The 26,162-nt window shown below is 68.2% G+C and carries 20 protein-coding genes and 1 pseudogene; 9 read left to right on the top strand and 12 right to left on the bottom strand.

Annotated features, from left to right (window positions below):
* From KXD96_RS04145 to KXD96_RS04130, 4 genes are read right to left on the bottom strand one after another with little or no spacing between them, the layout of a single operon-like run.
* Complete coding sequence (locus KXD96_RS04145) at window positions 1–951, bottom strand: SDR family NAD(P)-dependent oxidoreductase (protein ID WP_260743097.1); 951 nt, start codon at window positions 949–951, stop codon at window positions 1–3.
* The gene (locus KXD96_RS04140; RefSeq protein WP_396878698.1) at window positions 948–2,795 is read right to left on the bottom strand and encodes a flavin-containing monooxygenase; all 1,848 of its coding nucleotides are present in this window, start codon (window positions 2,793–2,795) and stop codon (window positions 948–950) included. Before KXD96_RS04140 ends, KXD96_RS04145 begins: the two co-directional genes overlap by 4 nt.
* Before the next feature lie 8 nt (window positions 2,796–2,803).
* Window positions 2,804–4,204 carry an aromatic ring-hydroxylating dioxygenase subunit alpha gene (locus KXD96_RS04135; protein WP_260743094.1) on the bottom strand — a complete coding sequence of 467 codons (1,401 nt, stop codon included), beginning with the start codon at window positions 4,202–4,204 and terminating at the stop codon, window positions 2,804–2,806.
* A complete protein-coding gene (locus KXD96_RS04130) occupies window positions 4,204–5,049 on the bottom strand; it encodes an SDR family NAD(P)-dependent oxidoreductase (protein ID WP_260743093.1) in 846 nt (281 codons plus the stop codon). Before KXD96_RS04130 ends, KXD96_RS04135 begins: the two co-directional genes overlap by 1 nt.
* A 211-nt stretch (window positions 5,050–5,260) precedes the next feature.
* Here KXD96_RS04130 and KXD96_RS04125 point away from each other — a divergent pair, with 211 nt between their 5' ends.
* The 5 genes from KXD96_RS04125 to KXD96_RS04105 are packed head-to-tail and all read left to right on the top strand — an operon-like array spanning window position 5,261 to window position 11,470.
* Window positions 5,261–6,871, top strand: coding sequence for an SMP-30/gluconolactonase/LRE family protein (locus KXD96_RS04125; RefSeq protein WP_260743091.1), 1,611 nt, complete (start codon window positions 5,261–5,263; stop codon window positions 6,869–6,871).
* Window positions 6,868–7,611 carry a GntR family transcriptional regulator gene (locus KXD96_RS04120; RefSeq protein WP_260743090.1) on the top strand — a complete coding sequence of 248 codons (744 nt, stop codon included), beginning with the start codon at window positions 6,868–6,870 and terminating at the stop codon, window positions 7,609–7,611. The genes KXD96_RS04125 and KXD96_RS04120 overlap by 4 nt, the downstream gene beginning before the upstream one ends.
* Complete coding sequence (locus KXD96_RS04115; RefSeq protein ID WP_260743089.1) at window positions 7,604–9,226, top strand: AMP-binding protein; 1,623 nt, start codon at window positions 7,604–7,606, stop codon at window positions 9,224–9,226. Before KXD96_RS04120 ends, KXD96_RS04115 begins: the two co-directional genes overlap by 8 nt.
* Window positions 9,219–10,001 (top strand): SDR family NAD(P)-dependent oxidoreductase, encoded by a 783-nt coding sequence (locus tag KXD96_RS04110; protein ID WP_260743088.1) that lies wholly within the window; start codon window positions 9,219–9,221, stop codon window positions 9,999–10,001. Before KXD96_RS04115 ends, KXD96_RS04110 begins: the two co-directional genes overlap by 8 nt.
* Complete coding sequence (locus tag KXD96_RS04105; RefSeq protein ID WP_260745200.1) at window positions 9,998–11,470, top strand: AMP-binding protein; 1,473 nt, start codon at window positions 9,998–10,000, stop codon at window positions 11,468–11,470. Before KXD96_RS04110 ends, KXD96_RS04105 begins: the two co-directional genes overlap by 4 nt.
* 15 nt (window positions 11,471–11,485) lie before the next feature.
* On the opposite strand, the gene KXD96_RS04100 is transcribed toward KXD96_RS04105, so the two are convergent.
* The 3 genes from KXD96_RS04100 to KXD96_RS04090 all read right to left on the bottom strand — a co-directional run bounded on the left by KXD96_RS04100 (window position 11,486) and on the right by KXD96_RS04090 (window position 14,041).
* Window positions 11,486–12,628 (bottom strand): NDMA-dependent alcohol dehydrogenase, encoded by a 1,143-nt coding sequence (locus KXD96_RS04100; protein ID WP_260745199.1) that lies wholly within the window; start codon window positions 12,626–12,628, stop codon window positions 11,486–11,488.
* 79 nt (window positions 12,629–12,707) lie between these two features.
* Complete coding sequence (locus KXD96_RS04095; RefSeq protein WP_260743086.1) at window positions 12,708–13,184, bottom strand: SRPBCC family protein; 477 nt, start codon at window positions 13,182–13,184, stop codon at window positions 12,708–12,710.
* On the bottom strand, window positions 13,181–14,041 hold the full coding sequence (locus tag KXD96_RS04090) for a rhomboid family intramembrane serine protease (RefSeq protein ID WP_260743084.1): 861 nt from the start codon (window positions 14,039–14,041) through the stop codon (window positions 13,181–13,183). The genes KXD96_RS04095 and KXD96_RS04090 overlap by 4 nt, the downstream gene beginning before the upstream one ends.
* A gap of 89 nt (window positions 14,042–14,130) precedes the next feature.
* On the opposite strand from KXD96_RS04090, the gene KXD96_RS04085 reads away from it, so the two are divergent.
* The gene (locus tag KXD96_RS04085; RefSeq protein WP_260743083.1) at window positions 14,131–14,490 is read left to right on the top strand and encodes a nuclear transport factor 2 family protein; all 360 of its coding nucleotides are present in this window, start codon (window positions 14,131–14,133) and stop codon (window positions 14,488–14,490) included.
* Between the two features lie 60 nt (window positions 14,491–14,550).
* Entirely contained in the window at window positions 14,551–14,775 is a 225-nt protein-coding gene (locus KXD96_RS04080; protein WP_260743081.1) for a hypothetical protein, read from the top strand.
* Between the two features lie 96 nt (window positions 14,776–14,871).
* Here KXD96_RS04080 and KXD96_RS04075 read toward each other — a convergent pair.
* A pseudogene (locus KXD96_RS04075) lies at window positions 14,872–14,985 on the bottom strand (DUF899 domain-containing protein); the annotation flags it as partial.
* A 290-nt stretch (window positions 14,986–15,275) separates the two neighbouring features.
* On the opposite strand from KXD96_RS04075, the gene KXD96_RS04070 reads away from it, so the two are divergent.
* Window positions 15,276–20,099 carry a cation-translocating P-type ATPase gene (locus tag KXD96_RS04070; RefSeq protein ID WP_260743080.1) on the top strand — a complete coding sequence of 1,608 codons (4,824 nt, stop codon included), beginning with the start codon at window positions 15,276–15,278 and terminating at the stop codon, window positions 20,097–20,099.
* Between the two features lie 11 nt (window positions 20,100–20,110).
* Here the strand turns inward: KXD96_RS04070 and KXD96_RS04065 are convergent, their stop codons facing one another.
* The gene (locus KXD96_RS04065; protein ID WP_260743078.1) at window positions 20,111–21,676 is read right to left on the bottom strand and encodes an AMP-binding protein; all 1,566 of its coding nucleotides are present in this window, start codon (window positions 21,674–21,676) and stop codon (window positions 20,111–20,113) included.
* Window positions 21,673–22,563 carry an SDR family NAD(P)-dependent oxidoreductase gene (locus KXD96_RS04060; RefSeq protein WP_260743077.1) on the bottom strand — a complete coding sequence of 297 codons (891 nt, stop codon included), beginning with the start codon at window positions 22,561–22,563 and terminating at the stop codon, window positions 21,673–21,675. Before KXD96_RS04060 ends, KXD96_RS04065 begins: the two co-directional genes overlap by 4 nt.
* Window positions 22,564–22,847: 284 nt before the next feature.
* On the opposite strand from KXD96_RS04060, the gene KXD96_RS04055 reads away from it, so the two are divergent.
* A complete protein-coding gene (locus tag KXD96_RS04055) occupies window positions 22,848–23,588 on the top strand; it encodes a cutinase family protein (RefSeq protein ID WP_260743076.1) in 741 nt (246 codons plus the stop codon).
* 15 nt (window positions 23,589–23,603) lie between these two features.
* Here the strand turns inward: KXD96_RS04055 and KXD96_RS04050 are convergent, their stop codons facing one another.
* A complete protein-coding gene (locus KXD96_RS04050) occupies window positions 23,604–24,968 on the bottom strand; it encodes an aldehyde dehydrogenase family protein (protein WP_260745198.1) in 1,365 nt (454 codons plus the stop codon).
* Between the two features lie 35 nt (window positions 24,969–25,003).
* Window positions 25,004–26,098 carry a long-chain fatty acid--CoA ligase gene (locus tag KXD96_RS04045; protein ID WP_260743075.1) on the bottom strand — a complete coding sequence of 365 codons (1,095 nt, stop codon included), beginning with the start codon at window positions 26,096–26,098 and terminating at the stop codon, window positions 25,004–25,006.
* Window positions 26,099–26,162: the final 64 nt, after the last annotated feature.

The raw sequence follows: 26,162 nt of genomic DNA, 5'->3' as shown, positions 1-26,162 counted from the left end.
CTAGCCATGGAATGCTCCTTGCTCGGTTGAGCGGCGCGCCAATTCGAAGCTGTAGCCGATGTGTCGGGCGTGGCCGTCGGGGACGGCCGGGAAGACGAGTGGTGCGTCAACGTAGCGGATCGCGTCGAGGTGCTCGCCGACCTCCTCGATGGTCCACGATGGGCGGCACACGCCAGGGCTCTCGGCGATGACGGCCCGTGCCAGGCGGCCCGCCAGCGCGATGAACAGTTCGCCGGTGACCCAACACGATTCGTGTGCGAGCCAGCCCACCATGGGCGCGACCAGCTCCGGGCCCATCGGCGGGTAGGCGGAGGTGTCGATGCCGGCGGCCATTCGCGTCACCGCGGCCGGCACGATGACGTTGCACCGCACACCGTCCGAGGCGCCTTCCAGCGCCGCGACGTTGGACAAGCCGATCACACCGGCTTTGGCGGCGGCGTAGTTGGCCACGCCATGGTTCCCGTACAGGCCGCCGATCGACGAGGTGAGCACGATGCGCCCGTAGCCGGCGTCGCACATGATCGGAAACGCGGGCCGCAGCACGTGGAACGCGCCGCGCAGGTGCACGTCGAGCACCGCGTCGAAGTCTTCGTAGCTCATGTCCTTCAGCGAGCCCCGACGAACGTTGCCGGCGTTGTGCACCAGGATGTCGATGCGGCCGTACCGCTCCAGCGCGGTCGCGATGATCGCCTGGCCGCCTTCCCTGGTCGCCACCGACGCATCACACGCGACGGCCTCTCCCCCGGCCGCGGTGATCTCACCGACCACCTGCTCGGCCGGACCGGCGTCGACCCCTTCGCCGTCGAGGCTGCCGCCGACGTCGTTGACGACCACCTTCGCCCCGCGGGAGGCGAGCAGGTGCGCGTACGCGCGGCCCAGCCCCCGGCCGGCCCCGGTCACCACGGCCACGCGGTCGTCGAATCGCAGTTGGGGCGCCAGGATTTCGCTCAAGCGCCCAGCACCAACCCGTCCAGCTCGCCCTTGTCACGCCACACCCGCAGCAACTCCTCAAAGGCGTAGAAGCCCGGGCCGTAGGGCTCACCCAGGTGCGACCGGATTCCCTCTCCGCCACCACCGCCTTCGTTGTTGTAGTAGCCGGGCGTGCATTGCGCGTCGAACGCCGAGTTGTCGACCGCCGTTTCCCTGATGGTCGTGCACCACTCGTCCTGGGCCTCTTGGCACGGCTCCACGGTGGTCGCGCCCCGCGCCAGCGCTTCGGCGATGATGTAGGCGATGTGCTCGCCCTGCAGCTCGTAGTTGGCGGCGATGTTGGCAGAGATGCCGACCTGAGTGAAGCCGGTATAGAACTGGTTCGGAAAACCGCGGCTGGTCATGCCGTGCAACGTCTTGTAGCCGTCGCGCCAATAGTCGAACAGCGACAGCCCGTCGCGTCCCTCGATCGTCTCGATCGAGTAGCGGCGACTGATCTCGGTGGTGATCTCGAAGCCACTCGCGTAGATGATGCAGTCGAGTTCGTATTCGACGCCGTTGGCCAGAAGCCCTTTTTCGGTAGCCCGCTCGACGCCTTTGCTCGACGACACGTCGACCAGCGTGACGTTCGGGCGGTTGAACGTGGCCAGATAATCGTCGTTGGAGCAGGGCCGCTTGCACAGAAACCGATAGTAGGGCTTGAGCGCCTCGGCCGTTGCCCCGTCCGCCACGATGTCATCGATGCGGCGTCGCAGCCGCTCCATGATCTTGTAGTCCTCCTCTTCCCGGATCGCCATGAACTGCTCGGGGGTCAGGGACGCGGGGTCGTCCAGCGCGAGTACCCGGGCCGCGGTGTTGCGGCCGAGCTCAGTCCAGAAGTCGCACACCAGGTCCGGCTGGCCCAGCGCCATGCCCTCGAACGTCCACGCATGGAAGTTGCGCTGCCGCTCCCGTTGCCAACCCGGCTGCAGCGTCTTGACCCACTCGGGATCGGTGGGTGCGTTGTTGCGCTGGTCGACAGTGGACGGGGTGCGCTGGAACACGTACAGGTGCTTGGCGTAGCGGGCGAGGAACGGCACGATCTGGATCCCGGTGGCGCCGGTACCGACCACGGCCACCCGCTTGTCGGCCAGCTTGTCCAGTCCTCCGGTGGAGTCGCCGCCGGTGTAGCCGTAGTCCCACCGCGACGAGTGGAAGCTGTGCCCCTTGAACGCCTTGATATCTGGAATGCCGGGTAGCTTGGGCCTGTGGAACGGGCCCGACGCCAGCACCACGAATCGGGCGCGGATATCGTCGTCGCGGTTGGTGCTGATCCTCCACCGCTTGATCTCCTCGTCCCAGCGCAGGTGGCGGACCTGGGTGGAGAAGATCGCCGAATCGTAAAGCCCGAAGTGCTTTCCGATGTTTCGGCAATGCTGAAAAATCTCGGCGCCGTCCGCGAATTTCTTCGACGGCATGAAGTCGAGTTCTTCCAGTAGCGGTATGTAGCAGTAGGATTCGTTGTCGCACTGGATCCCGGGATAGCGATTCCAGTACCAGACGCCGCCGAAGTCACCGCCGAGTTCGATGATCCGTACGTCGTCAACTCCCGCCTTCTTCAGGTAGGCCGCTGACAGCAGGCCGCCGAAACCGCCGCCGAGGACCGCGACGTCGATATCCTCTGAAATCGGCTCGCGCGGTGTCGTCGGCGTGTAGGGATCGACCTCGTAGTAACCGGCGAAGTCGTCTTCCAATTCGATGTACTGCTTAGAACCTTCCTTGCGCAGCCGTTTCTCGCGCTCCTGCCGATATTTCTCTCGCAGCGCGTCAATGTCGATGTCGACGGGCGTCTGCGTTGGCCCGCAATTGTCTTGGTACTTTTTCATGTCGGAGGTCATGCCAGTGGGTGCTCCTCACCTGAGATCTCCTGGGGCTCACCGGTGCCCATGTACTTCGCCAATTGGTAGTGCAGGTTGACGGTGCTGCGTTCCCGGTACGGGTTGGGCTTGGTTCCGGGGAAGCCGAGGGATTTCATGCCCTGCTGCACGGCGGCCATGTTGGAGAAGTCCTGCGGCAGCACCGAGAGCCACCTGGGATCGCCGGCCGGTGTATGTTCCCACTCCGTCTGGGGCTCTTGACCTTTCGGGAATAGCTCGAACACGGACACCTCGAAGATGCATTTGTCCGGGTTGTAGCTGGGGTCTGGGCGCGCGCTGTAGCACAGCGCAACCGTCAGGCCCTGACCGATCTGGAAGTTCGGGAAGATCTGCCACGCGGTGCCCGCCTGCCCGAGGATGTCGGGCGGGATCGTCGGCCAGATCACGCCGCGAGCCTCGTCGTCGCGGCGTGCGGACGCCAGCCAGTGCTCGAGAACCTTGTCGGCCGGTGTCCCCTCGGGCAGTTCGTCGACCAATCGCTTGGCGGCGTTCACCAGCGTCTCGGTGGTGGAGGTGTTGGTCTCCTCCATCGTGTAGACCTGCATCTGGGCGGTCGACACCCGGGGATCGGCGCCGGTTCCCAGGCGGATCTTGGACTTGGTCGCCGCGAGATCGTCGGGCGCGTCATAGCCGATGTTGCTGTGCTTGCCGTGCACCTTGGCCCAGCCCTTGAACTCGCCGAACTTGTTGAACTCCGGATGGGTCGTGTAGACGTGGTAGGTCTCGTTGAAGGCCTCCAGCGCGACTTTCCAGTTGCAGTCGAAGTGCAGCCACTTGCGCCACTTGTAGCGCATGTTCTCCAGGCCGAACGGGTCGAGGATCTTCGCGGCGGGGAACAGGTAGTCGGCCAACGGCTCGCAGTCGGGGTCCATGTTGATCCACAGCCAGCCGCCCCAGGTGTCGACTCTGACCGGGCGGAGGTGGGTGTTGGCGGGGGTAAGCGCGCCCTGCCAGTCTTGTTGCTCGCGGATGTGGGTGCACGACCCGTCCAAACCGTAAGTCCAGCCATGGAATCCGCAGACGAACGATTTACGGGCGCGTCCGCAGGCGTTCTTCGCGCCCTCGGGTGTGTCGATCAGCCGGCGGCCGCGGTGCATGCACACGTTGTGGTGGGCCTTGAACTCGTCCTCGCCGGTGCGCACCACGATGATCGAGTCGTCGAGGATGTCGTAGGTCAAGTAACTGCCCACGTCGGGCAGTTCCTCGACGCGACCTACCTGTTGCCAGACTTTCCGCCACAACTTGTCGCGCTCGGCGCGGGCGTAAGCCTCGCTGACGTACGCATCGACTCCGATTGTCATCGGTTTCGACAGTTCCTCGGCGGCAACCGGATTCACGTCTTTGGCTAGGTCGGGCATCACATCCTCCTGATAGCCGCGCGGAAGGACTCGTCCTTGAGGAACAGCGACGTGTTGTCGGCGCCGAGATGGCTCCACTTGAGATCGAGCCCGCCGTCGACCAGCAACGTCTGGCCGGTGATGTAGCTCGACAGGTCCGAGAGCAGGAAGAGGATTGCGCCGGCCTGCTCTTCGGGCCGGCCGCGCCGGCCCATCGCGATCGCCTGCCGGTCCCGGCCCGGATCCTCGTCAACGTAGGTGCGCGAGGCGGCGGTCTCGGTGACACCCGGCGCGACGGCGTTGACCCGAATTCCGGCCAGCGCCAGCTCGAGTGCCATGGTGCGGGTCATCGCGGTGATCGCGGCCTTGGCCGTCCCGTAGGCGATGTGAAACGGCGCGGTGTTCATGCCGCTGATCGAGGAGATTGACACGATCGACCCGGGCCGCTGCTGCGCGACGAGTTCGGCGGCCACGGCCTGGCTCATGAAGAACGCGGTTTCGAGATTGTCGGCGAAGATCTTGCGCCAGTCGCTGCGCGTGACCCGGGTCGACGGCATCCACGTTGCGGGCTCGGCGCCGCCGGCCACGTTGACGAGCCCGTACAACCGACCGTCGGCGCGCCGTGCGCGATCCATGACCGCGGCGATGCCCTCGTCGGTCGATGCATCAGCCGCCACCGGCACCACAGCGAGACCCTGTTGCGCCAGCGGGGCGACGTGCTCGTCGAGGTTCTCCTTGGACCGGCTCACGGCGATCACGGTAGCCCCCGCCCGTGCGGTCATGGCCGTGATTGTCGTGCCGATGCCGCCTCCACCGGCACCGGAGACCACCACGACGCGACCGTCGAACCCGAGGAGATCGTCCATGACCTGCTTTCCCCTGCTGCCGGCGCCCGCAGCGGGATTATTTGCTCCGTTTGTCCGGACAAAATATCGCGTTCTGCCTTACGGAGAACACTATTCCGATCCCTGGATAGCGCTGTCAAGATCAGTCACCGGCGCCAAAGGGCTATTGTCTGGACTAGGACGAGTTGATAGCGTCCAGGCCAACGGCTGACGGAAGGATCTCGTCTAGACCATGGCCATCGCAATGCAGCCATCACGTTTTGCGCCGGACTGTTTCGTCGATGTCGCCGAGGGTTGGGAAGTCCAGCGAGTCACCGCCCCCAGCCGGTTGTTCGGCGCCAATGGTCTGCGCACCGGACCGGATGGCCGCGTTTATATCGCCCAGGTGACCGGCAGCCAGATCAGTGCGCTCGACCACCGGACCGGACAACTTTCAACCGTGAGCCCCAAGGGGGGCGACATCGTGGCGCCTGACGATGTCGCGTTCGATCCGAGCGGCAACTTGTACGCAACCGAGGTAATGGACGACAGGGTCAGCGTGCTTGACACCGCCGGGCGAACGCGGGTGCTGCGCGACGATGTTCCGTGCGCCAACGGCATCACGTTTCATCAAGGCCGGTTGTTCGTCGGTGAATGCCGCGAGGGTGGACGGCTTTTGGAGCTGGACCCGGCGGGTGGGCCGCCACGAGTGCTGGCAGAGAATGTGCCGTCGCCGAACGCGATGGAGGTCGGCCCGGACGGCCTGCTGTATTTCCCGGTGATGGGCGCCAACGAGATTTGGCGTGTCGACCCCGACGGCGGCGAACCCCAATGTGTCGCACGCGATCTCGGGGTGCCCGATTCGGTCAAATTCGACGCACACGGCTACATCGTCTCGACCCAGGTGGCCAGCGGGCAGGTGCTGCGCATTGATCCCCACAGCGGCGGACAGCGCCTGCTGGCCCAGCTCAGTCCGGGATTGGACAATTGCACCTTCGTCGGCGACCGGCTGCTCGTGTCCAACTTCACCGGTGAGATCACCGAGATATCGCCAGGGGGCGCAACGCAAACGGTGTTGCCCGGCGGGCTCACCTGGCCGCTGGACCTCACGGTGGGATACGACGGCGTGCTCTACATCGCCGACGGCACGTATTGCTATGCCGCGCTGCCCGACGGATCTTTGCAGACGGTCGGAATGCTCTTCAGCCCCGGTTATCCCGGATTCCTGCGCGGCATCGCGGCGAGCGGCCCCGGCGAGTTCGTCGTCACGACATCGGGGGGCCAGCTCGCCCGCTACCGGCCGGCCGCAAACGACAGCGAAGTGCTCGCGGACGGTTTCGACCAGCTCTATGGCGTCGCCCCTGGGCCAGGCGGTGTGGTGTTTGCCGAGCTGGGCACCGGGCGGGTGCTGACGCTGGGATCCGGTGGCGTCGAGGTGCTGGCTAGCGGCCTGCAGGACCCGGTCGGCGTGGGGTTCGACGAAGACGGGAGCTGTCTGGTGGCCGAGGCCGGCGCCGGACGGGTGATCAAGGTGACTGGATCCGGGGTGGAGACCGTTACCGCCGACTTACAACGGCCACAGGGTATTTCGGTGCGTGACGGTGTGCTTTACATCGTCGACGCGGGCGCGAAGGAACTCGTTGCGTTCGACCTGAGCGCGGGGGCCCGGCAGAGCATCGCCTCCGGGCTGCCGGTCGGTCCGCCGCCGGGCGTGGTGCCCAAGCCGTTGAAGGGGATGCCGCCGTTTTCCGGGCCGCAGGGCCCCTTCGCCGGGGTCGCCGCCGCCGCCGACGGGACGCTGTACGTTTCGGCCGATGGTGAGGGCAGCGTCCTGGCATTACGCCGATCGCCGGGGGGCCGATGACGCCCCAGACCCTCACCGGCGACCACCGTTACCTGCAGATCGCGCGCACGCTGCGCAAAGAGATCGTTGACGGGGTCTATCCGGTCGGCTCTCAGCTACCGACCGAACACCAACTGTGCGAGCGGTTCGCGGTCAGCCGCTACACCGTCCGCGAAGCGCTACGCCGGCTGCGTGAGGACAACTTGGTCGCGTCACGACCCCGCGCGGGCACCCGCGTGGTTCCCCGGCCGGCCTCGAGTTCCTATGCGCAGGACGCGATGTCGATCGACGGCCTGCTCGAGTTTGCGGCCGGTGCGCAGCTGACCATCGAGTCCAACGAGATGGTGACGATCGACGACGAGCTCGCCGCGCGCACCGGCCTACAGGCCGGTACCCAGTGGCTGTCGGTGCGGGGTTACCGGCAGGCCGACGGCGCATCGGTCCCGTTGTGCCGAACGGAGTACTACATTAGCCGCACTTTCGCCGCCGTCGGCAGGCTGCTGCAGCGGCACACCGGCCCGATTTTTCCGTTGATCGAGGACCTGTTCGGGGTGAGCATCGCTGAGCTCCGCCAGGAGATCGCCGCGGTCCTGCTCTCCGCGGAGCTGGCCGACGGCCTCGGGGTTGAGCCGGGGACCGCGGCACTGCAGATGCAACGCACCTACAAGACGTCCGACGGCGGGGTCGCACAGGTGACGATCAACACGCACCTGTCGTCGAGCTTCCGATACGCGATGACCATGCGCCGCGTGGATGGTTAGGCCGGTGATCGGCCGGGTTCCACGCGACACCGCACGGGCGGCGGAGGCGTACCGGCGCGGCCTGTGGGTGCATACCACACTGGCGGATTCGTTGCGCACGGCGGCTGAGCGCGAACCATGGCGAACAGTGCTGGTGGACAATGATATTCGGCTGGACTGCGCCACGCTGCACGCTCGGGCCAGCGCGCTCGCGGCCGCCCTGCTGGCGCGCATGCCGACGGGAAGTGTCGTGTCGTTCATGCTGCCGAACTGGCACGAGGCCGCGATTATCTATCTGGGCGCGACGCTCGCCGGGATGGTGGTGAACCCGATCCTGCCGTCTTTGCGCGATCACGATCTGCGTTTCATCCTCGACGACGTCGAAGCCAAGATGATCTTCGTCCCGCAGCGGTTCGGCGGCTATGACTACGCCGCGATGCTCGAACGGGTCACCGCCGCGGTGAGCCGCACCCCAGAGGTCGTGGTGCTGCGCGGCGAAGCCGGCTCACACACCGCGTACCCGGCCCTCTTCGGCGGCCAGCCCGAAGCCACCGAACTGCCGGCGCTCGATCCCGATGCGGTTCGAATGGTCCTCTACACATCCGGCACCACGGGCCGCCCGAAAGGCGTGTTGCACAGCCATAATTCGATACATGCGCTGATCTGCCAGATACGTGACCACTGGAACATCGATCCGGGCGACACGTTCCTGGTTCCGTCGCCGGTCGCCCACATCGGTGGTTCGATCTACGCATTCGAATGCCCCCTGTTGCTGGGGACCACCGCGGTATTGATGGACCGGTGGGACCCGGCGGCGGCTGTGGAACTTATGAGCGGCGAGCGGTGTACCCACATGGCCGGCGCCACACCGTTTCTGCAGCAGCTGCTGTCCGCCGCCGAGAGCGCGCAGACCCGCCTGCCCGACTTGAAGGTGTTCATCTGCGGTGGCGCCTCGGTCTCGCCTTCGCTTATCCGACGCGCCGCGGGCTATTTCGAGCGGGCGGTGGTAACCCGGGTGTACGGGTGCACGGAAGTTCCGGTAGCGACCGTGGGTGCGCCCCGGCGCGACGAGGCGGATCGCGCCGCCGACACCGATGGGAGGCGCGGCATCGCCGAGATCAAGCTCGTCGCACATGAGGCCGCGCCCGCCGGTGACGGCGAGATCTGCGTACGCGGGCCCCAGATGCTGTCGGGTTACCGCCATCGCGAAGACGATCGTGGATCTTTCGATGCCGCAGGGTTTTTCCACACCGGCGATCTCGGGCGCTGGATCGACGACCAGTATCTGGTCGTGACCGCACGGGCCAAGGACGTGATCATCCGCAATGGCGAGAACATCTCAGCCAAGGAGGTGGAGGACCTGCTGGCCGAACACCCCGGAATCGCCGAAATCGCGGTCGTCGGGCTGCCCGACGAGCGCACCGGGGAGCGGACCTGCGCGGTGATCGTGCCCGCGGCGCCGCCGAGCCCGGACGTCGCCAGCCTGCTCGCGTTGCTGCAAAGCAAGGGCGTCGCGAAATTCAAGGCGCCAGAGCAGGTGGTCGTCTGGGATGCACTACCGAAGAACGACTCGGGCAAGGTGCTCAAACATCAAATCCGGGCGGCCTTGACACAGGCGCAGACACAGGATGGGTGAGATGCAGGTCGCAATTGTTACGGGAGCAAGCAGCGGCATCGGATTGGGTTGCGCGACAAAGCTCGCCGAGATGGGTATGGCGGTCGTTGGCACCGGCCGCGCCGAGGATCGGCTCGCCGAGTTGGAGAAGGTGGTCAACGACCCGGATCGCGTCGCCACGCTTGCCGTCGACCTGACCCACGAAGACGCCCCGCGGCGCATCGTGGACCTTGCGGTCGCGCGGTGGGGTCACGTCGACTTCCTGATCAACAACGCCGGGGTGGGCAGCCCCAAGCCACTACACGAAACCGACGACAAAACCCTGGACTACTTCCTGGGCTTGATGCTGCGCGCCCCGTTCCGGCTGGCGCGCGACGTGCTGCCGCACATGGGCCCCGGATCGGCGATCATCAACATCACGTCGACATTCGCCGTGGTCGGCGGGCTCCGGGGCGGCGCGTATTCCGCGGCCAAGGGCGGGCTGACCGCGTTGACCACCCACATCGCCTGCCAATACGGCGCATCCGGCATCCGCTGCAACGCCGTCGCGCCCGGGGTGACGGTGACACCGATGGTAGAGAAACGGCTGGAGGATGAGCGATTTCGCAGGATCAACACCGAGATGACGCCGCATCAGCGCCTAGGCACCATTGACGACATCGCCAGCACCGTCGCGTTCTTGTGTTCGCCGGGCGGAAGTTTCATCAATGGCCAGACGATCGTCGTCGACGGCGGATGGAGTTCGACGAAGTACCTGTCGGAGTTCGCGTTGGCGTCGCAATGGATCGAGCGATGAATCTTTTTGCGATGCTCGATCAGGCCGCACGCCGATTCCCCGATCGCGGCGCTGTGTATCACGGCCATCGCCGCACCTGCACCTGGGTTGAGCTGCGCGACCGGGCATTGCGTCTGGCCGCGTCGATCCGGCAACAGCACCCAGTGGGCGCTCGGATCGCGATCGCGACCCACAACCGCCCCGAGGTGATCGAGTTGATGTTCGCGATCTGGGCCGCCGAGTGCGTCGTCGTTCCGATCAATTACAAGCTGCATCCGCGCGAGATGGCGCAAATCCTCGACGATGCGGGTGCAGCACAGGTGTTCGCGTCATCGGCCATTGGTGCCGAACTCGCATCAATTTCCCCAATCCCGATGGAAATCATTGATTCCGAAGGCTATTCGCGGCGGTTAACCGCCGTGCCGTCGGCCCCGCCGCGTACCGATCCGTCGTCGCTGGCGTGGCTGTTCTACACCAGCGGGACCACCGGGCGATCGAAGGGCGCGATGCTGTCGCACCGCAACCTCACGGCGATGACGGTCGCGCACCTTGCCGACATCGACGCTGTCGACGAGGACTGCAGCCTCGTGCACGCGGCACCGATGTCGCACGGCTCCGGCCTCTACGTCCTGCCGTACGTGCTGCGCGCCGCCCGCCAGGTAGTGCCCGAGTCGGGTGCATTCGATCCCGGCGAGTTCCTCGATCTCTGCGAGCACCATCCGGCCGTCAGCGCATTTCTGGCCCCGACGATGGTGCAACGGCTGGTCGGCACGGGCCGCAGCCGCCCTGCCAATCTCAAGTCGATCGTCTACGGCGGCGGGCCCATGTACGTCGAAAGCCTCCGGAAGGCGATTGCGGCATTCGGCCCAGTCTTCGCGCAAATCTACGGACAGGGCGAGTCGCCGATGACCATCACCGGATTGCGCCGCGTCGATCACGAAGCGGACGACGACGCGATCTTGGGTTCGGTCGGTTATGCGCGGTCAGGGATGGAGGTCGCGGTGCTGCGGGCGGACGGCGGTCCGGCGCCCGTTGGTGAGATCGGCGAGATCGTCTGCCGCGGCGACGCGGTCATGTCCGGATATTGGCAAAACGCCGACGCGACCCACGCCACGCTCAAAGACGGCTGGCTCTATACCGGCGACATGGGTTCCTTCGACGCGCGCGGCTTTCTCACGCTTCGGGATCGGTCGAAGGACGTCGTCATCAGCGGCGGGAGCAACATCTACCCCCGGGAGGTCGAGGAGGTCCTGCTCGAACACCCGGGCGTCTCCGAGGCATGCGTGGTAGGAGCCCCCGACGCCGAGTGGGGTGAGGTGGTGGTCGCGTTCATCGTCGGCGCGGTCGAACCCGCGGCGTTGGATGCGCATCTGTTGCGGCGCATCGCGCGCTTCAAACGGCCCAAGCGCTACGAATTCATCGACGAGCTACCGAAAAACAGCTACGGCAAGGTGCTCAGGCGGGAACTGCGCACACGATTGACCCGTTGAACCGGACTCACCCGGTCACCCGCCGGCGAAATCGATAACTCCGCGAATGTTGCGGCCCTCACGCAGGTCCACGAACGCCTCGTTGATCTGCTCGAGCCGGTAATGGCGGGTGACCAGCTCGTCGAGTTTCAATGCTCCTGCCCGATACATCGACAACAGCAGCGGCACGCTGGTGCGCGGATTCATCCCGCCGTAAAGCGCTCCCTTCAGTTGTTTGGCCGACAGCACCATCTCCTGCAGGATCAGCGGAACCACGGGCTCGGTATAGGGCGTGATGCCAGTGACCACGCATGTCCCGCCCTTGCGAAGCAGCCTCATCGCCAACGGGATCAACTCCACGTGGACAACGCCGGCGGTCACGACCACGCGGTCGGCCATGACGCCGGCGGTGATGTCGGTTACCAACGGTATCGCCTCCTCGGCGGAGACGGCGGTGTGCGTGGCACCGAAGATCTTGGCCGAATCCCGCTTGGATTCAACGGGATCCACCGCGACGACAAAGGTTGCGCCAGCGGCGCGGGCCCCTTGCAGCGCATTCATCCCGACGCCGCCGGCACCGATGACCACAACGGTGTCACCGGGCTCCGTGCCCGCCGATATCGTCGCGGAGCCCCAGCCGGTGCTGACGCCGCATGACACCAGCGAGGCCGCATGGAACGGGATTGCGTCGTCGATCTTGATGACGGACCGTTCGGTCAGCACCGCATATTCGGCGAATGTGCCGAGTTGCCCGTAGGCCATGAGGTTGTCGTCGCCGAGATGCCGCCGGCATGTTCCGTCGGTCGGCATCTCCCTGGAGAACAAACTTGCGCCGGCATCGCAGATGTAGCTCTGACCGCTCACACAAAACCGGCAACTACCGCACGCGGGAATGAACGACATCGCCACGTGGTCCCCCGGTTGCACCGTCGTCACTCCCGGCCCGATTTGCTCGATGACACCGGCGCCCTCGTGACCACCAAGCATCGGGAACCAGTCCGGCTCAGGGATACCGGTTGAGGCCCGCACCTCGGGGGTGGGCAGCACGTCGCCGGTAACAAGGTGGTCGTCGGAGTGGCAGATGCCGGCAACGGCCATCCGCACCACGACCTCACCGGCCCGGGGCGGATCGAGATCAACCTCGTGGATCTCCCAGTCCTGGCCGACCCCGCCCAGCACAGCGGCGCGACACTTCATTGCAGCCTCCTTGAGGTCTGGTTACATTCGTGGCGCCGCAGCGGGCGCGGGCAACGCTCCATCATCGCGCCCCCGGGTGAGCACGTTCGAAGTGCCTCCGAATGCCGGCCAGCATCTCGACGTGCGCCTTGACGGCTTCGCGCGTCGTCATCGGAGCCAGCAGCCGGGGCGCCGCTATCCGGATTCGCTCGGTGACCCGCGTGCCCGCCGCGATCGGCTCGAAGCTCACCGCTCCGCGCAGGTGCACCCCGGGGGACTGGTCGGCCTCGGTCAGCACGTCGCCCGCGGTGGGCACCCGCAGCAGCGCCCGGTAGGTGATCTGCATCGTGAACGGCCCCAACGGGATCCGGTCCCGCACCCGATAACTGTGCAGGTAACCGTCCGGGGTTTCGCTGCGCGACAACGTTTCCACGGACACGATCAGCGGGTGCACGAGCTTGATGTTGTCCAGGTCCACGTAGAACTTGCGAACCTCGTCCGGGGGCGCCGGCACGTCCTCGGTCAGCGTGTGTTCGGCGTGGCCGACCCACCAGCTCATGCGGAGAACTCCGCGAAAATCTGGGCCGTGCGCCACCAGATCAGCACGGCGAACACCGCCAGCACGATGATCGTCACCGCGGCCTGAATCACGTTGCGCCCCTGCCTGGGCGGGTAAACGTAGGCCACGGCGACCAGCCCACCAGTGACCAGGCCGCCCACGTGCGCCTGCCAGCTGATGCGCTGCGAACTGATCACCGGGACTCCGAAGGTGAAGATCAGGTTGATCCCGATGACCACCACGACCCAGCGGACGTCGATGGCAAGCCGCTTGCCCACCACGAAGGTCGCACCGAACAGGCCGAAGATCGCACCCGAGGCCCCGGCCGTCGCCGTGTCGAGCGGCGAGAGCAGGTAGACCAGCACCGAACCGCCCAATCCGCTGAGCGCGTACAGCGCACCGAATCGCATTCGGCCGAGCCATATTTCGAGCGGCGGACCCACCACGTACAGCGCCCACATGTTGAACAGCAGATGCGCCACCCCGTAGTGCAGGAACGCCGACGTCACCAAGCGGTAGACCTGGCCGTCGGCGACCGCCGGCGGCCACAGCGCGAGCTGCTTCCCCAGACTCCCCGACGCCAGCACGAAGGCCAGCACGTTGATCGCGATCAGGGCGTAGGTCAGCACCGGCGTGGCCGACCGCTGCCGCCCGCCGAAGCGGGTCCGGGGCTGCCGGACGGTCCGCGCGCCCGCCCGGACGCACTCCACGCATTGCTGACCGACCGCGGCGCTGCGCATGCAGTCCCCGCAGATGTAGCGCTCGCAGCGGTTGCAGCGGACATACGTCGGGCGGCCCGGATGCCGATAGCAAGTCGGAGCCGCGGGCGGCGAATCCGGTGCGCTGGGTGCGCTCATCGCCCTATTCTTGCCCGCTGCACCGGGACCGGCGCAGCGCTTTAGCGAACCTGTTTCCTGGCCAATCCCGTTCGCCTACTGTGTTCTGCGTGGAGGTAGGAGTGGTCGAGCGCTACCTGGAGTGCCTGGCCGCGCACGACTGGGACGGGCTCGCCGCAACGATCGCCGACGACGGGTTGATCCGCGAGGGTCCGTTCTGCGATGTCGTTGAGGGCAAGCAGCACTACGTCGCCTACCTGCGCAAGGTGCTGACCAACCTGGACGGTCATCGGCTGGACGTGCAGCGGGTTTCGCGCGTGAACGCCCGGCTGTCCTATGTCGAGTTGGCCGAGGCGTTCGAGATCGACGGCGTCACCAAGCGGTGGCCGGAATGCATCCTGTTCGAGTGCGGCGACGACGGGCGGATCTCTCACGTCAGCGTGTTCTTCAAGCAGCCGGCCGGGCAGTGAACCCTCGGGGCGGCCGCGAAACTATTCCCTCACTCGCAAAATTGACCTAGCGTGTGGTGGGTGGAATCAAACGGAAGCCCGGAATTGGTGCCCGTCGAAACGTTGCACTCAGGTGATCCGATCATGGATTGCGGCCAGCGATACATAGTTCTCGAATCGAAGTCCGTGGGGGACGGCTGCGTGGTGCTCGAGCTCGAGTCCAGGGTGGACCATCAGCTGCAGGTCATCGAGAAGTCGTTCCCGGCCGGGTACCACGTCAATCGGGCGAACCACCGAATTTTATAGCCCGATTACTCAGCCGAATATTGCGCGGGTAGCCGTTGGACGGCTACCGCGCATTCGTGTTATTCGGGCCGAAACGCCAATTCCGGTCGGCTGGATTCACTCGCCGCGCGCCGGACGCGGGTCGTTGGGATCGCCCGGATCGGGCTCGCCGAACCACCGCGACGGCACGCCCCCGCCGTAAGTGTCGTGCCATTCCCACCATTCGTACGTCGCGACGCCGACGGGGTGATGCGGGCTCATTCGATCCACGTCCTCAGCGCGGGCGGCGTCGGGATCGCCGCCATTACCGTCTTCCTCGACCCCGGCCTGTTCAGCAGGTTTGGTTTTCCGTCGAGCCGGTAACCTGTCCGCAGGGGAAGCGACTGCACCGCCGGTCACCGGAGGAAGGCCCGACCCACCGAGTCATCGGTGTCGTCGCACGGCCCAGCTTTCAAGATGTGGACAGGTCCCCTGCCCCCCAGGATCATTAGGCGCGGTAGAGGTAATCGAAGGGTGACCGAGTGAGGATTCCGGGCGTTGCCAGCGTCGTCGCCGGCATGACCGACGGAGCCGCGCAGGTAGTGCGAGCCGGCGTGTCCTCCGCGGCCGGGGCCGCGGAGGCTCTGCAGACATTGGCCAGCCCGGTCGCCGAATTGGCCGTCCCGGTCGTGCAGTCGATGGCGCAGACGACCGGCCGGGCAATCGGATTGACAAGTTCCGCCAACGGTTCCGGGCCCAGCGTCACGCCACCGGTTCGGTGGCAGAGCGGGCGGCGGGTCCATCTGGACCTGGATCCGCTGCTGCCGTTCCCGGGCTGGCACGAGCACGCCCCTGTGGTGGAGGAGCCGGTCCGCAGGATTCCCGGGGTGGCCGCGGCCCACGTCGAAGGCGCTCTGGGCCGGTTGGTGGTCCAATTCGAGAACGAAGCCGACGGCGACGCGGTCCTGGACCGGGTCCGGGAGACGGTCTGCAGCGTGGCGGCTGACCTCACCCTGGTCGCCTCCAAGGACGCGCCGCGCACCGCGCCGTTCGCCGACCCGGGAAACCCGTTGGCGATCCTGGTCCCGTTCAGCGCCGCGGCCATGGACGTGGCGGCCATCGGTGCCGCGGTGACCGGCTGGTTTGGCCGGCTCCCCGTCGCACCGCGAAGCGCCCGCGCCGCGGCCGCTCTGCTGAATCATCAACCGCGGGTGGTCGCCGTGCTCGAGTCACGGCTCGGTCGCGTCGGCACCGACATCGCCCTCAGCGCGTCGACCGCTCTTGCCAACGGGCTGACGCAGGCGGTCGGCACACCGCTGCTGGATCTGGCCCAGCGAAGCCTGCAAATATCCGAGGCCGCGGCGCACCGTCAGAGATGGCGGGAACGCGAACCGGAGCTGGCCTCCCCCAGACGGCCGCAGGCACCGGTGGTTCCGGTCATTTCGTCGGCGGGCCCCAAATCCCAAGCGCCCCGACATAATTGGGCCGCCGCAGCCGCGGGAGAGGCGTCCCACGTCGTGGTGGGTGGCGCCATCGACGCCGCCATCGACACGGCGAAGGGGTCGATGGCCGGGCCGGTCGAGGAGTACACCGACCAGGCCGCCAACGCCTCGCTGGTTGCCGCGGCGGGCGCCCTGCTGGCCGGCGGCGGCGCCGACGACGCGGCCGGCGCGCTGCTGGCGGGCGTGCCCAGGGCGGCCCACGTGGGCCGGCAGACATTCGCCGCCGTACTGGGCCGGGGCCTGGCCAACGCCGGGCAACTGTTTCTCGACCCGGGCGCCTTGCGCCGGCTGGACAGGGTCAAGGTGGTCGTGATCGACGGCGCCGCGCTGCGAGGTGACAACCGCGCCGTGCTGCAGGCGCGGGGCGACATCTCCGGATGGGACGAGGACCGGGTCTACGAGGTCGCCGACGCGTTGCTGCACGGCGAGGAAGCGCCCGAACCGGACCCCGACGAGTTGCCGGCCACCGGCGCCCGCCTGCGGTGGGTGCGGGCGCAAGGCTCGTCGGCGACGCCGGCGCAGGGTCTCGAACATGCCGATCTCGTGGTCGACGGCGAGCGCGTGGGCAGCGTCGACATCGGCTGGGAGGTCGATCCGTTCGCCATCCCGCTGCTGCAGATCGCGCACCGCACCGGCGCCCGGGTGGTGTTGCGGCACGTTGCCGGCACCGAGGACCTGGCCGCCAGCGTCGCCGTCAGCCACCCGCCGGGCACGCCGCTGTTGCAGTTGGTGCGTGACCTGCGCAAGGATCGCGGCCCGGTGCTGCTCATCACCGCGCTGCACCGCGACTTCGCGTCGACCGACACGTTGGCCGCGTTGGCGATCGCCGACGTCGGCGTGGCGCTGGACGACCCGCAGGCGGCGACACCGTGGACGGCGGACATCATCACCGGCACGGATCTGGCCGCCGCGGTGCGCATCCTGTCGGCGCTGCCGGTGGCGCGGGCGGCGACGGAGTCGGCGGTGCGCCTGGCGAAGGGCGGCAGCACCCTGGCGGGACTGTTGCTGGTCACCGGTGACCCGCGCACTCTTAGCCCGTTCGCTGTGCAGCGCTGGCTGAACCCGGTCAACGCCGCCGCGGCGGCCGCGCTGATGCAGGGCAGCTTCGCGGCCTCCCGGGTGCTTCGGCTGCCCGACCCGACACCCCAGCCGCTGACCGCCTGGCATGCCCTGGATCCCGAGATCGTCTACTCCCGGTTGGCCAGCCGCACCCGGCCGTTGGCCGTCGAGCCCGGTGTTGCGCCCTGGCGACAGCTCCTGGACGACCTGTCCTACAACCCGGTGCTCGCGCCGTTGCGCGGCCCCGCGAGCCGCGTGGGGCGGCTGTTGACCGCGACGCGGGCCGAGCTCGCCGACCCGCTGACGCCCATCCTGGCCGTCGGGGCCGCGGCCTCGGCGATTGTGGGCAGCAGCGTCGACGCGCTGCTGGTGGCGGGCGTGATGACCGCCAACGCCGTCGCCGGCGGGGTGCAACGGTTGCGGGCCGAGGCCGCGGTCGCCGAGTTGTTCGCCGAGCAGGACCAGTTCGCGCGCCGCGTGGTTCTCCCGGCGGTGGCCACCGCGCACCGCCGGCTCGAGGCCGCCCGTACCACGGAGCGGACGGTCTCGGTGAGCGCGAAATCGCTGCGCCCCGGCGACATCATCGACCTGGCCGCCCCGGAGGTGGTCCCGGCGGATGCGCGCCTGCTGGTGGCCGAGGACCTCGAAGTCGACGAGTCCTTCCTCACCGGCGAGTCGCTGCCGGTGGACAAGCAGGTCGACCCCGTGGCCGTCGCCGACTCCGATCGCGCCAGCATGCTGTTCGAGGGCAGCACCATTGTGGCCGGTCACGCCCGGGCGATCGTCGTGGCGACCGGTGCGGGCACCGCCGCGCAGCGCGCGATTTCGGCGATCGCCGACGTCGAGTCGGCCGCCGGGGTGCAGGCCCGGTTGCGCGAGTTGACCAGCAAGGTGCTGCCGCTGACGCTGGCCGGCGGCGCGGCGGTGACCGGTTTGGCCCTGCTGCATCAAGGATCGTTGCGTCAGGCCGTCGCCGACGGGGTGGCCATCGCCGTGGCCGCCGTCCCCGAGGGCCTGCCGTTGGTGGCCACCCTGGCGCAGTTGGCCGCGGCCCAGCGGCTGTCGCGACGCGGGGCGCTGGTGCGTGCGCCGCGCGCGGTCGAAGCGCTGGGCCGGGTGGAAACGGTGTGTTTCGACAAGACCGGCACGCTCACCGAAAACCGCCTGCGCGTCGTCCACGGTGTGCCGCACGGGACCGACTTGGGCGCCGCCTTCCCCGACGTGACCGACCCGGCGTCCGCCGTGGTGCTGCGGGCCGCCGCGCGCAGCAGCACCCAGCCGCACAATGGGGGCGGCCATGCGCACGCCACCGATGAGGCGATCCTGAACGCGGCGAATGCTGTTGACGGCGAATGGGCCTCGGGTTGGTCCGTGCTCGCGGAAGTCCCGTTCGAGTCCAGCCGCGGGTATTCGGCCGCGATCGGCGTGACCGGTGGAGACGGCGGGCCGATGCTCATGGTCAAAGGCGCGCCGGAAGAGGTCCTGCCGCGCTGCCGCTTCGCCGATTCGGACTTCGAGCGGGAGCGTGCGGAGTCGTTGGTGTTGCGCCTGGCCGAGCAGGGCCTGCGGGTGCTGGCGGTGGCGCAGCGCCGTTGGGAGCAACCGACCGGCGAGGAGGACACCGACGTCGACGCCGTCGACGCCGCCGCCCATGATCTCGAGTTGATCGGCTACGTCGGCCTGGCCGACACCGCCCGCCCGTCGGCGCGACCACTGATCGAGGCCCTGGTGGAAGCCGGCCGGCGGGTGGTGCTGATCACCGGCGATCACCCGGTGACCGCGCGGGCGATCGCCCGACAACTGGGGTTACCGGCGGACGCGCGCGAGATTACCGGCGCGGAGCTCGCTGCGTTGGGCGAGGAGGACCGCGCCAAGGTCGCCGCAGGCGTCCAGGTCTTCGCCCGGGTCAGCCCGGAGCAGAAGGTGCAGATCGTTGCCGCACTGCAGGCCAGCGGGCAAGCGGTCGCGATGGTCGGAGACGGCGCGAACGACGCGGCCGCCATTCGGATGGCCGGCGTGGGCATCGGCGTGAGCGGCCGCGGCTCGTCCGCGGCGCGCGGGGCGGCCGACATCGTGCTGACCGACGACGACCTCGGCGTGCTGCTCGACGCGCTCGTCGAGGGCCGCGGCATGTGGGGCGGCGTCCGGGACGCGGTGAGCATCCTGGTCGGCGGCAACGTCGGCGAGGTGCTGTTCACCCTTATCGGGACCGCCCTGGGCACCGGCCGCGCGCCGGTGGGCACCCGCCAGCTGCTGCTGGTGAACCTACTCACGGACATGTTCCCGGCGCTCGCCGTCGCGGTCACGCCGCAATACCCGGAGCCGGAAGACGCCGAGGAAGGGGTCGACCGCGACGCCGAGGAACTGCATCGGGCCTTCCAGCTGGCGACGCTGTCCGGACCCTCGCCCTCCCTCGACGCGCCGCTGATGCGGCAAATCGTCACCCGGGGCGTCGTCACGGCCGCGGGTGCGACGGCGGCGTGGGCCATCGGTCGATGGACGCCGGGCACCGAACGCCGCACGTCCACAATGGGACTCACCGCGCTGGTCACTACCCAGCTCGCGCAGACCCTGTTGACGCGCCGCCACAGCCCGCTCGTGCTGGGCACCGCGCTGGGCAGCGCGGGCGTGCTGGTCGCCATCGTCCAAACCCCCGGCGTCAGCCACTTCTTCGGGTGCACACCGTTGGGCCCGGTCGCCTGGAGCGGTGTCATCGGCGCTACCGCGGGCGCCACCGTGGTCTCGGTGCTGGCGCCCAACTGGCTGGCCAAGCAGGTCGCCGCCCTGGAACCCAAGCACAACTGAGGCTTTCGCCGCTACCCGGACAGCTCCTTGCGCAGGACCTTGCCCGCCGGATTGCGCGGGATGCTGGTGACGACGGTGATGTCTCGGGGTTGCTCGAACCGGGAGACCTTGCCCTTGAGGTAGTCCCGCAACGCCGCCACGTCGGTGTCACTGCCCGGCTCCATCACCACGAACGCGACCAGTCGATGACCGAACTTCTCGTCGGGGACACCGATGACCGCGTTGTCGGCGACGGCGGGGTGCTGGGCGAGCGCGTTCTCGACCGCACGCGGATAGACGTTCTCGCCGCCCGAGATGATCATGTCGTCTTCGCGGCCGACGATGTACAGCCGGCCCGCGTTGTCGAGGTAGCCCATGTCGCCGGTGCTGGTCATGCCGTCGACCACGTCCTTGGCCCCACCACCGGTGTACCCGTCGCTCGCCAGCTCGCCGCCGACGAAGATGCGCCCGGTGACGCGCGGGCCGACGGGCGTGCCGTTCCAGTCGAGGATGCGCACGGGGCAGCCGGCGACCGGTCGTCCGACGGTCTCGGGCGCGTCGCGCAGGTCCGCCGGTGTGGCCAGCGCGCCGATGCCGACCTCGGTGGACCCGTAACCGTTGTAGAGGATGTCGCCGTAGGCGTCCATGAACCGCTGCCCCAGGGTGGGGTCGAGCCGGTCCCCGCTGGACATCACCACCCGCAGGTACGGCACGGGGTTGCGGGCCCGCACGCGCTCGGGCAGGGCGAGGATGCGCGCGAGCACGATCGGCACCGCCGTGAACGCGTCGGCGCGATGCAGCGACGCCTGCGCGAGCGCGGCTTCGGCGTCGAAGTGACGATGGGTGAGCACCGTGCCGCCGAGGGCCACGGCGAGCATCAGCATGCCCAGCCCCAGCCCGTGAAACATGGGCATTGCCACCGAGATTCGCGACCCGGTGCGCAGGCCGGTGCGATCCAGGATGGTCACCCACACCCCCACCGCGGAGCGCAGCTGCGGCGAGCGCGGCACACCCTTCGGCGTGCCGGTGGTGCCCGACGTCAGCAGGACGATCCGGCCCGGTGCGGCCACGTCGGGCCGGGGCTCACCCTCCTCGACGGTGATCGTCGCCGGGTCGATCAGGATGATCGATTCGTCCGCGGCCCGGGTGCGCTCGCCGAATTCGTCGTCGGCGATCATCGTGGTGATCCGGTGGGTGCTCATGGCCGAGGCCAGGGCGTCGCTGCGGAAGTCCGTATTGACCAGGACCACGTCGGCGCCCACCAGGGCGGCGGCGAAGACCCCGGCGATGAAGTTTCTTCCGTTGCGGCACATGACGCCCACCGCATCACCGGGCGCGACACCGTCGCGGGACAACCGCCGCGCCAGCGAATCGGTCGCCGACCGCAGCTGGCGATAGTCCCAGACGCCGTCATCGTCGACGATCGCGGCCCGCCCGGGCCATCGAGTCGCGGTGACCGCCAACAGGGTATAGGGGTTGGTGCCACCCCGGCGCGCCTCGCGCATCAGGCGCAGGGTTGCGAGCGGCGACGGCGGAGTGAGCAGTCGCGACCGCAGCAGCGCCCGGGCCGCGGTGCCGATCACGCCCTCGGTGGTCATCGCCGCGCCTTGCGGTCGCCGGAATCCGAGAAGAACCGCCGGTACCACAGCCGGGCCGCGCGTTCGGCCGGCCCGGCCAGCAGCACCGAGGCCAACTCGGCCGGCGACAACCATGGCGGCTCGTTGCTGCGGGGCCGCTCGATGACCGCTTTGGCGATCGCATCGGCGGCTTGGTCGGCCGACAAGCCGGGGAGCCGGCCCAGGATGGGCGTGGGTTCGATCATCCGGGTGCGGACCAGCGCGAAGTAGACGGAGGTGACGTCCACACCGTCGGCGTGCAGTTCCGGGGCCACGCTGCGCAGCCACCGGTCGAACGCGCCCTTCGACGCCTGGTACGCGCCCCACTGCGGCCCCGGCACGACGCGCACGCCGACACTCGAAACGTTCACGATGTGCCCGCGGCGGCGTTCCCGCATGGCCGGCAGCAGCCCCAGCAGCAGCCAGATGGGCCCGAGATAGTTGATGTCGATGGTGCGCTGGAAGTCGTGGGGGCGGTCGTACTGGTCATGCAGCGAGCGGCGCAACGACTTGCCGGCGTTGCTGACCACGATGTCCAGCGCGCCGTGCTGCTCGGTGATCTCCTTGGTCAGCGCGCTGACGGCGGGTTCGTCGGTGAGGTCGGTCGGGTAGGCGATCGCGTGGCCGCCTGCGGCGTTGATCGACGCCGCCAGGTCGCCGAGCCGTTCCTCGGAGCGGGCGACCGCAAGCACGGTGGCCCCCGCGGCGGCCAGCCTGCGTGCGGTCGCCTCGCCGATGCCGTACGAGGCACCGGTGACTAGCACGGTCTTACCGGCGACGGCGGCGCGCAACCTGTCGGGATCCGAAACCTGCGCCGGATTGGCCACGAGGTCCGTGACCTTGTTGAGGGCCTGCACTATCACGTTCAACTTTGCCGCTGCATTCACTCGAGCCGCATGTCGAGGATCGGCGGTTGCTTCACCGTGCACTCGACTCGTCACGAGCTAGCAGACCACATCGCGGTCACGACCCGCGCCCCGCCCCGGCGTTGGCCGCTTCGCGCCGAGGCGGGCGACCGCCGCAGCGCCGGATGATCCGCGCGCGCAACCGGTCTCGGCCCACGCACCGCGGGGTGAACGGGGTTGTGTGAATTCGCAGTAATTTCCCTGCTTTCCCCTGTTTAGCCGCGGGGTCGACTGGGCACAATTGCGGCATGATCGCACGTCAAATAGTCCGTATCCTCGGTCCCGCGGTAGTTGCAGCGTCCGGCCTCAGCGCGTCGGTCCTTGCTGGTTCTGTCATCCCCTCCGCCTCCGCCCAGTGTCCGGACGTCCAAGTGGTGTTCGCCCGTGGCACCGGTGAGCCGCCCGGTGTCGGCCCCACCGGACAGGCCTTCGTCGACTCCCTGCACTCCCGCGTGGGCTCACGGTCATTCGACGTCTATCCCGTCAACTATCCCGCGAGCGACCAGTGGGACACCGGCATCGACGGCATCAGAGATGCGGGCGCCCACGTCAATTCGATGGCCCGCGAGTGCCCCAACACCAGAATGGTGCTCGGCGGCTACTCCCAGGGCGCGGCCGTGATGGGCTTCGTCACCTCGCCCGCCGTGCCCGACGGCGTCGACCCCAACACCGTGCCCAAGCCCCTGGACCCCTCGGTGGCCGACCACGTCTCCTCGGTCGTGCTGTTCGGCACGCCCAACGTGCGCGCCATGAACTTCCTCGGTGAACCCCCGGTGGTCATCGGGCCGGCGTATCAAAGCAAGACCATCAAGGTGTGCGCCACCGAGGACCCGGTCTGCTCCGACGGGATGAACTTCGCCGCGCACAACACCTACGCCGACGACGGCGCCATGATCGACAAGGGCGTGGCGTTCGCCTCCAGCCACCTCGACGGGGGTAGCGGTGGAACCACGACGGTCGCCAGCGGTGGGGGTGGCTTCGGAAGCTGAGTTCGCCGCGGGGGGCTAGCCCGCAATGAACCCCTTCGTGCGCATCAGGGCGTCCGCCAGAAACCCGTCGTGCGGGATGTCCGGGGCCGAGTACCAGGTCGGGCGCTGTCCGACGTAGACGTTGCCGATCGTCGGTTCGGCGAGCAGTTCGTCGATCAGCTTTTCGTCACCGGTGATCGCGGTGACGACCAGCGAGTGCCGCAACGGTTCCAGGCCGGCTCCGGGCGACCACGGTGCCACCCACACACACGGGAAGGGCAGCTCGACGTTGAGCGTGTCCGCCGCGGGCTCGGCCAGCAGGTGCACGGCCGGGCGCAGCGCGGCGTAGCCGTCGCCGAGGTCGGCGACCACCTGATCGGCGCCCAGCATCGGCGTCGACCCGGCGGCCTTCGCCGCCAGGTACTGCGCCAGCGCCCGGGCGTGATCGAGGGGCTGGGTGGGCAGGGTCGCGCGCTCGTCGTCGGCGGGAAGGGCTTCGATCGCCGCGAGCCGGCGGGCGATCGCGCCGGCGAGTGGGGCCGGATCGCCCTCGTAGAGGACGGCGGTGGTGTTGACACAGGCCATGCCCCCGAGGTTGGCGACCGAGCGCACGATCACGTCGATGTGGTCGGTCCAATCCTGGTCGGCGGTGATCAGGATCTTGCTGCGTCCAGGCCCGTTGGCGATCACCGCCGGATCGTCGGCGTATTTGTCGACGACCTGCTGACCGCCGTAGACCACGGCGAGGTCGGCCGACCGGATGATCTCATCGGCGCCGGCGTGATCGGTGGGCAGATAGACGGCGTCCGCTCGGCGAAAACCCGCCTGCCGCAAGGCATGCACAAGCCGGTGCCCGGTCAGCGGCTCGCGGCGGGATGGACGCACCGCGACCCGGTAACCCAGCGCCAGCGCCTGCGGCCACGAGCCGTGCACGCCGGGGCCGTTTCCGGCGGCGTGCACGGCGAACACTTCCCCGCGCCGCGCCCAGACCGCGCCGCCACGTCGGGCGCGTTCCTCGCGCCAGTCGAGCGTCGCACCCACCGGGCGGGCCGGGCGGACCGCGTCGAACGCGCCGCCGACGGCCTCGGCCACGCCGCGCGCCGCGGCCCGCGTGACCGCGATGGGCAGCCCCGAAATCCGGCTGGCCAGACGGACGTACGCCTCGATGTCCAGGCCGGCGATCACCGCGTCCGCGAAGATCCCGGCGGCGTCCGACAGCGCCGCCGCGCGCTGTTCGACCGGCAGGGGGCTCGTCTTGCGCTGGACGGCCAGGGTGCGCGAAACATACAGGGGTGGAACGAGACTCAACTCGGCAACCGGGTTGCCGGCGGTGCTGGCGATGACCTCGCGACGACGGGTCCGGTACTCCCCCCCGGGGCCGAGCGCATCGATCGGAACCAAATCGGCCGCGACATGCGTCCATTCGGCTGCCATGTTCAGTACACGCCTTCGATGACGGCCTCGCCCTCGAAGGTGGACACCGGCCGCACCTCGCTTACCGAGTCGCAGAGCTCGCCCGCCGGCCCGGGCATCCTGATCGCCAGGTCGCGCTCCAAATTGTTCGGGATGAACATGCCCTTGCTGATGTGGTTCATCACCACTTGACCGGTCTCCCCGTACGGGACCCGTTCTCCGGTCTCGGGATCGACCACCCAGAACACGACGTACGGAGTTCGCGGGTCGAACACGAACGCGTCGCCGCCGCCGGTTCGGGTAACGGCTTGGGAGAGCACCATGGTGCTGCCGAAGGCCATCGTGATCGTCGTGGCCGGGAAGATGGCGCGGAGCAGGTCGAGGGTGTCGGCGTCCACGTGCGCGCCGCTGAGCAACAGGTAGCGGATCTTGTCGTTCAGCAGCTCGACCACCCGGTCGTCCCGGGCCATGGCCTCCAGCAGGGGCGGGGTGGTATGCAGGTTCGCCACATTCTGGGTCCGCAGCACGAACACGGCCTGCTCGACGACATGGTCGAGGTAGGCGGCGACTTCGGCGGCGGCGCCGCGGGCGGCGAGCTTTTTCACCCAACGGGGATCGATGTCGATCGCGTGGAACGTCGCGCCGAGCCGCTCGGAGACCAGCCGCGAGAAATAGCCCACCCCGTGCGGGCCGCTCGGCATCAGGCAAAGGAAACCTTGGCCGCGGTGGAAACCCCCGGCGGCGAAGTCCTCGGTCTGCCACCGCACCACCTGGGCTACCCAATCCGGCAGCTGCACAGTGCGTTTCGGGGCGCCGGTCGTGCCCCCGGACTCGAAGATCTGGGGCACCGGCGGCGGCTGCCCGTAGCCGCGCGGAATCAGGTCCTCCACCGGTACACCCCGCAATTCGTTGACCAGATTGGGAAACAGCCGCAGATCGGCGAACGTCCTCACGTCGGTCAGCGGGTTGAAGTCCAGCGTCGCAGCGGTCCGCAACCAGAACGCGGACCCGGTGTCCTCCCCGAAGTGCCAGGCGATCGCCGCGCGCAGATAGGCCTCCGGATCCTCGACCGGTTCCGACCTCGGAACGTCCAACAAAGAGAAATCGATATCGGCCACGTCAAGAGATCCTTGCCCATCCCCAACCGATCGCCAAGCGCCCGCGGCCGTATTGAGTTACTTC

The organism is Mycobacterium sp. SMC-2 (assembly GCF_025263485.1).
Classification (GTDB): Bacteria; Actinomycetota; Actinomycetes; order Mycobacteriales; family Mycobacteriaceae; genus Mycobacterium.
This window is presented reverse-complemented; position numbering and strand designations above follow the sequence as displayed.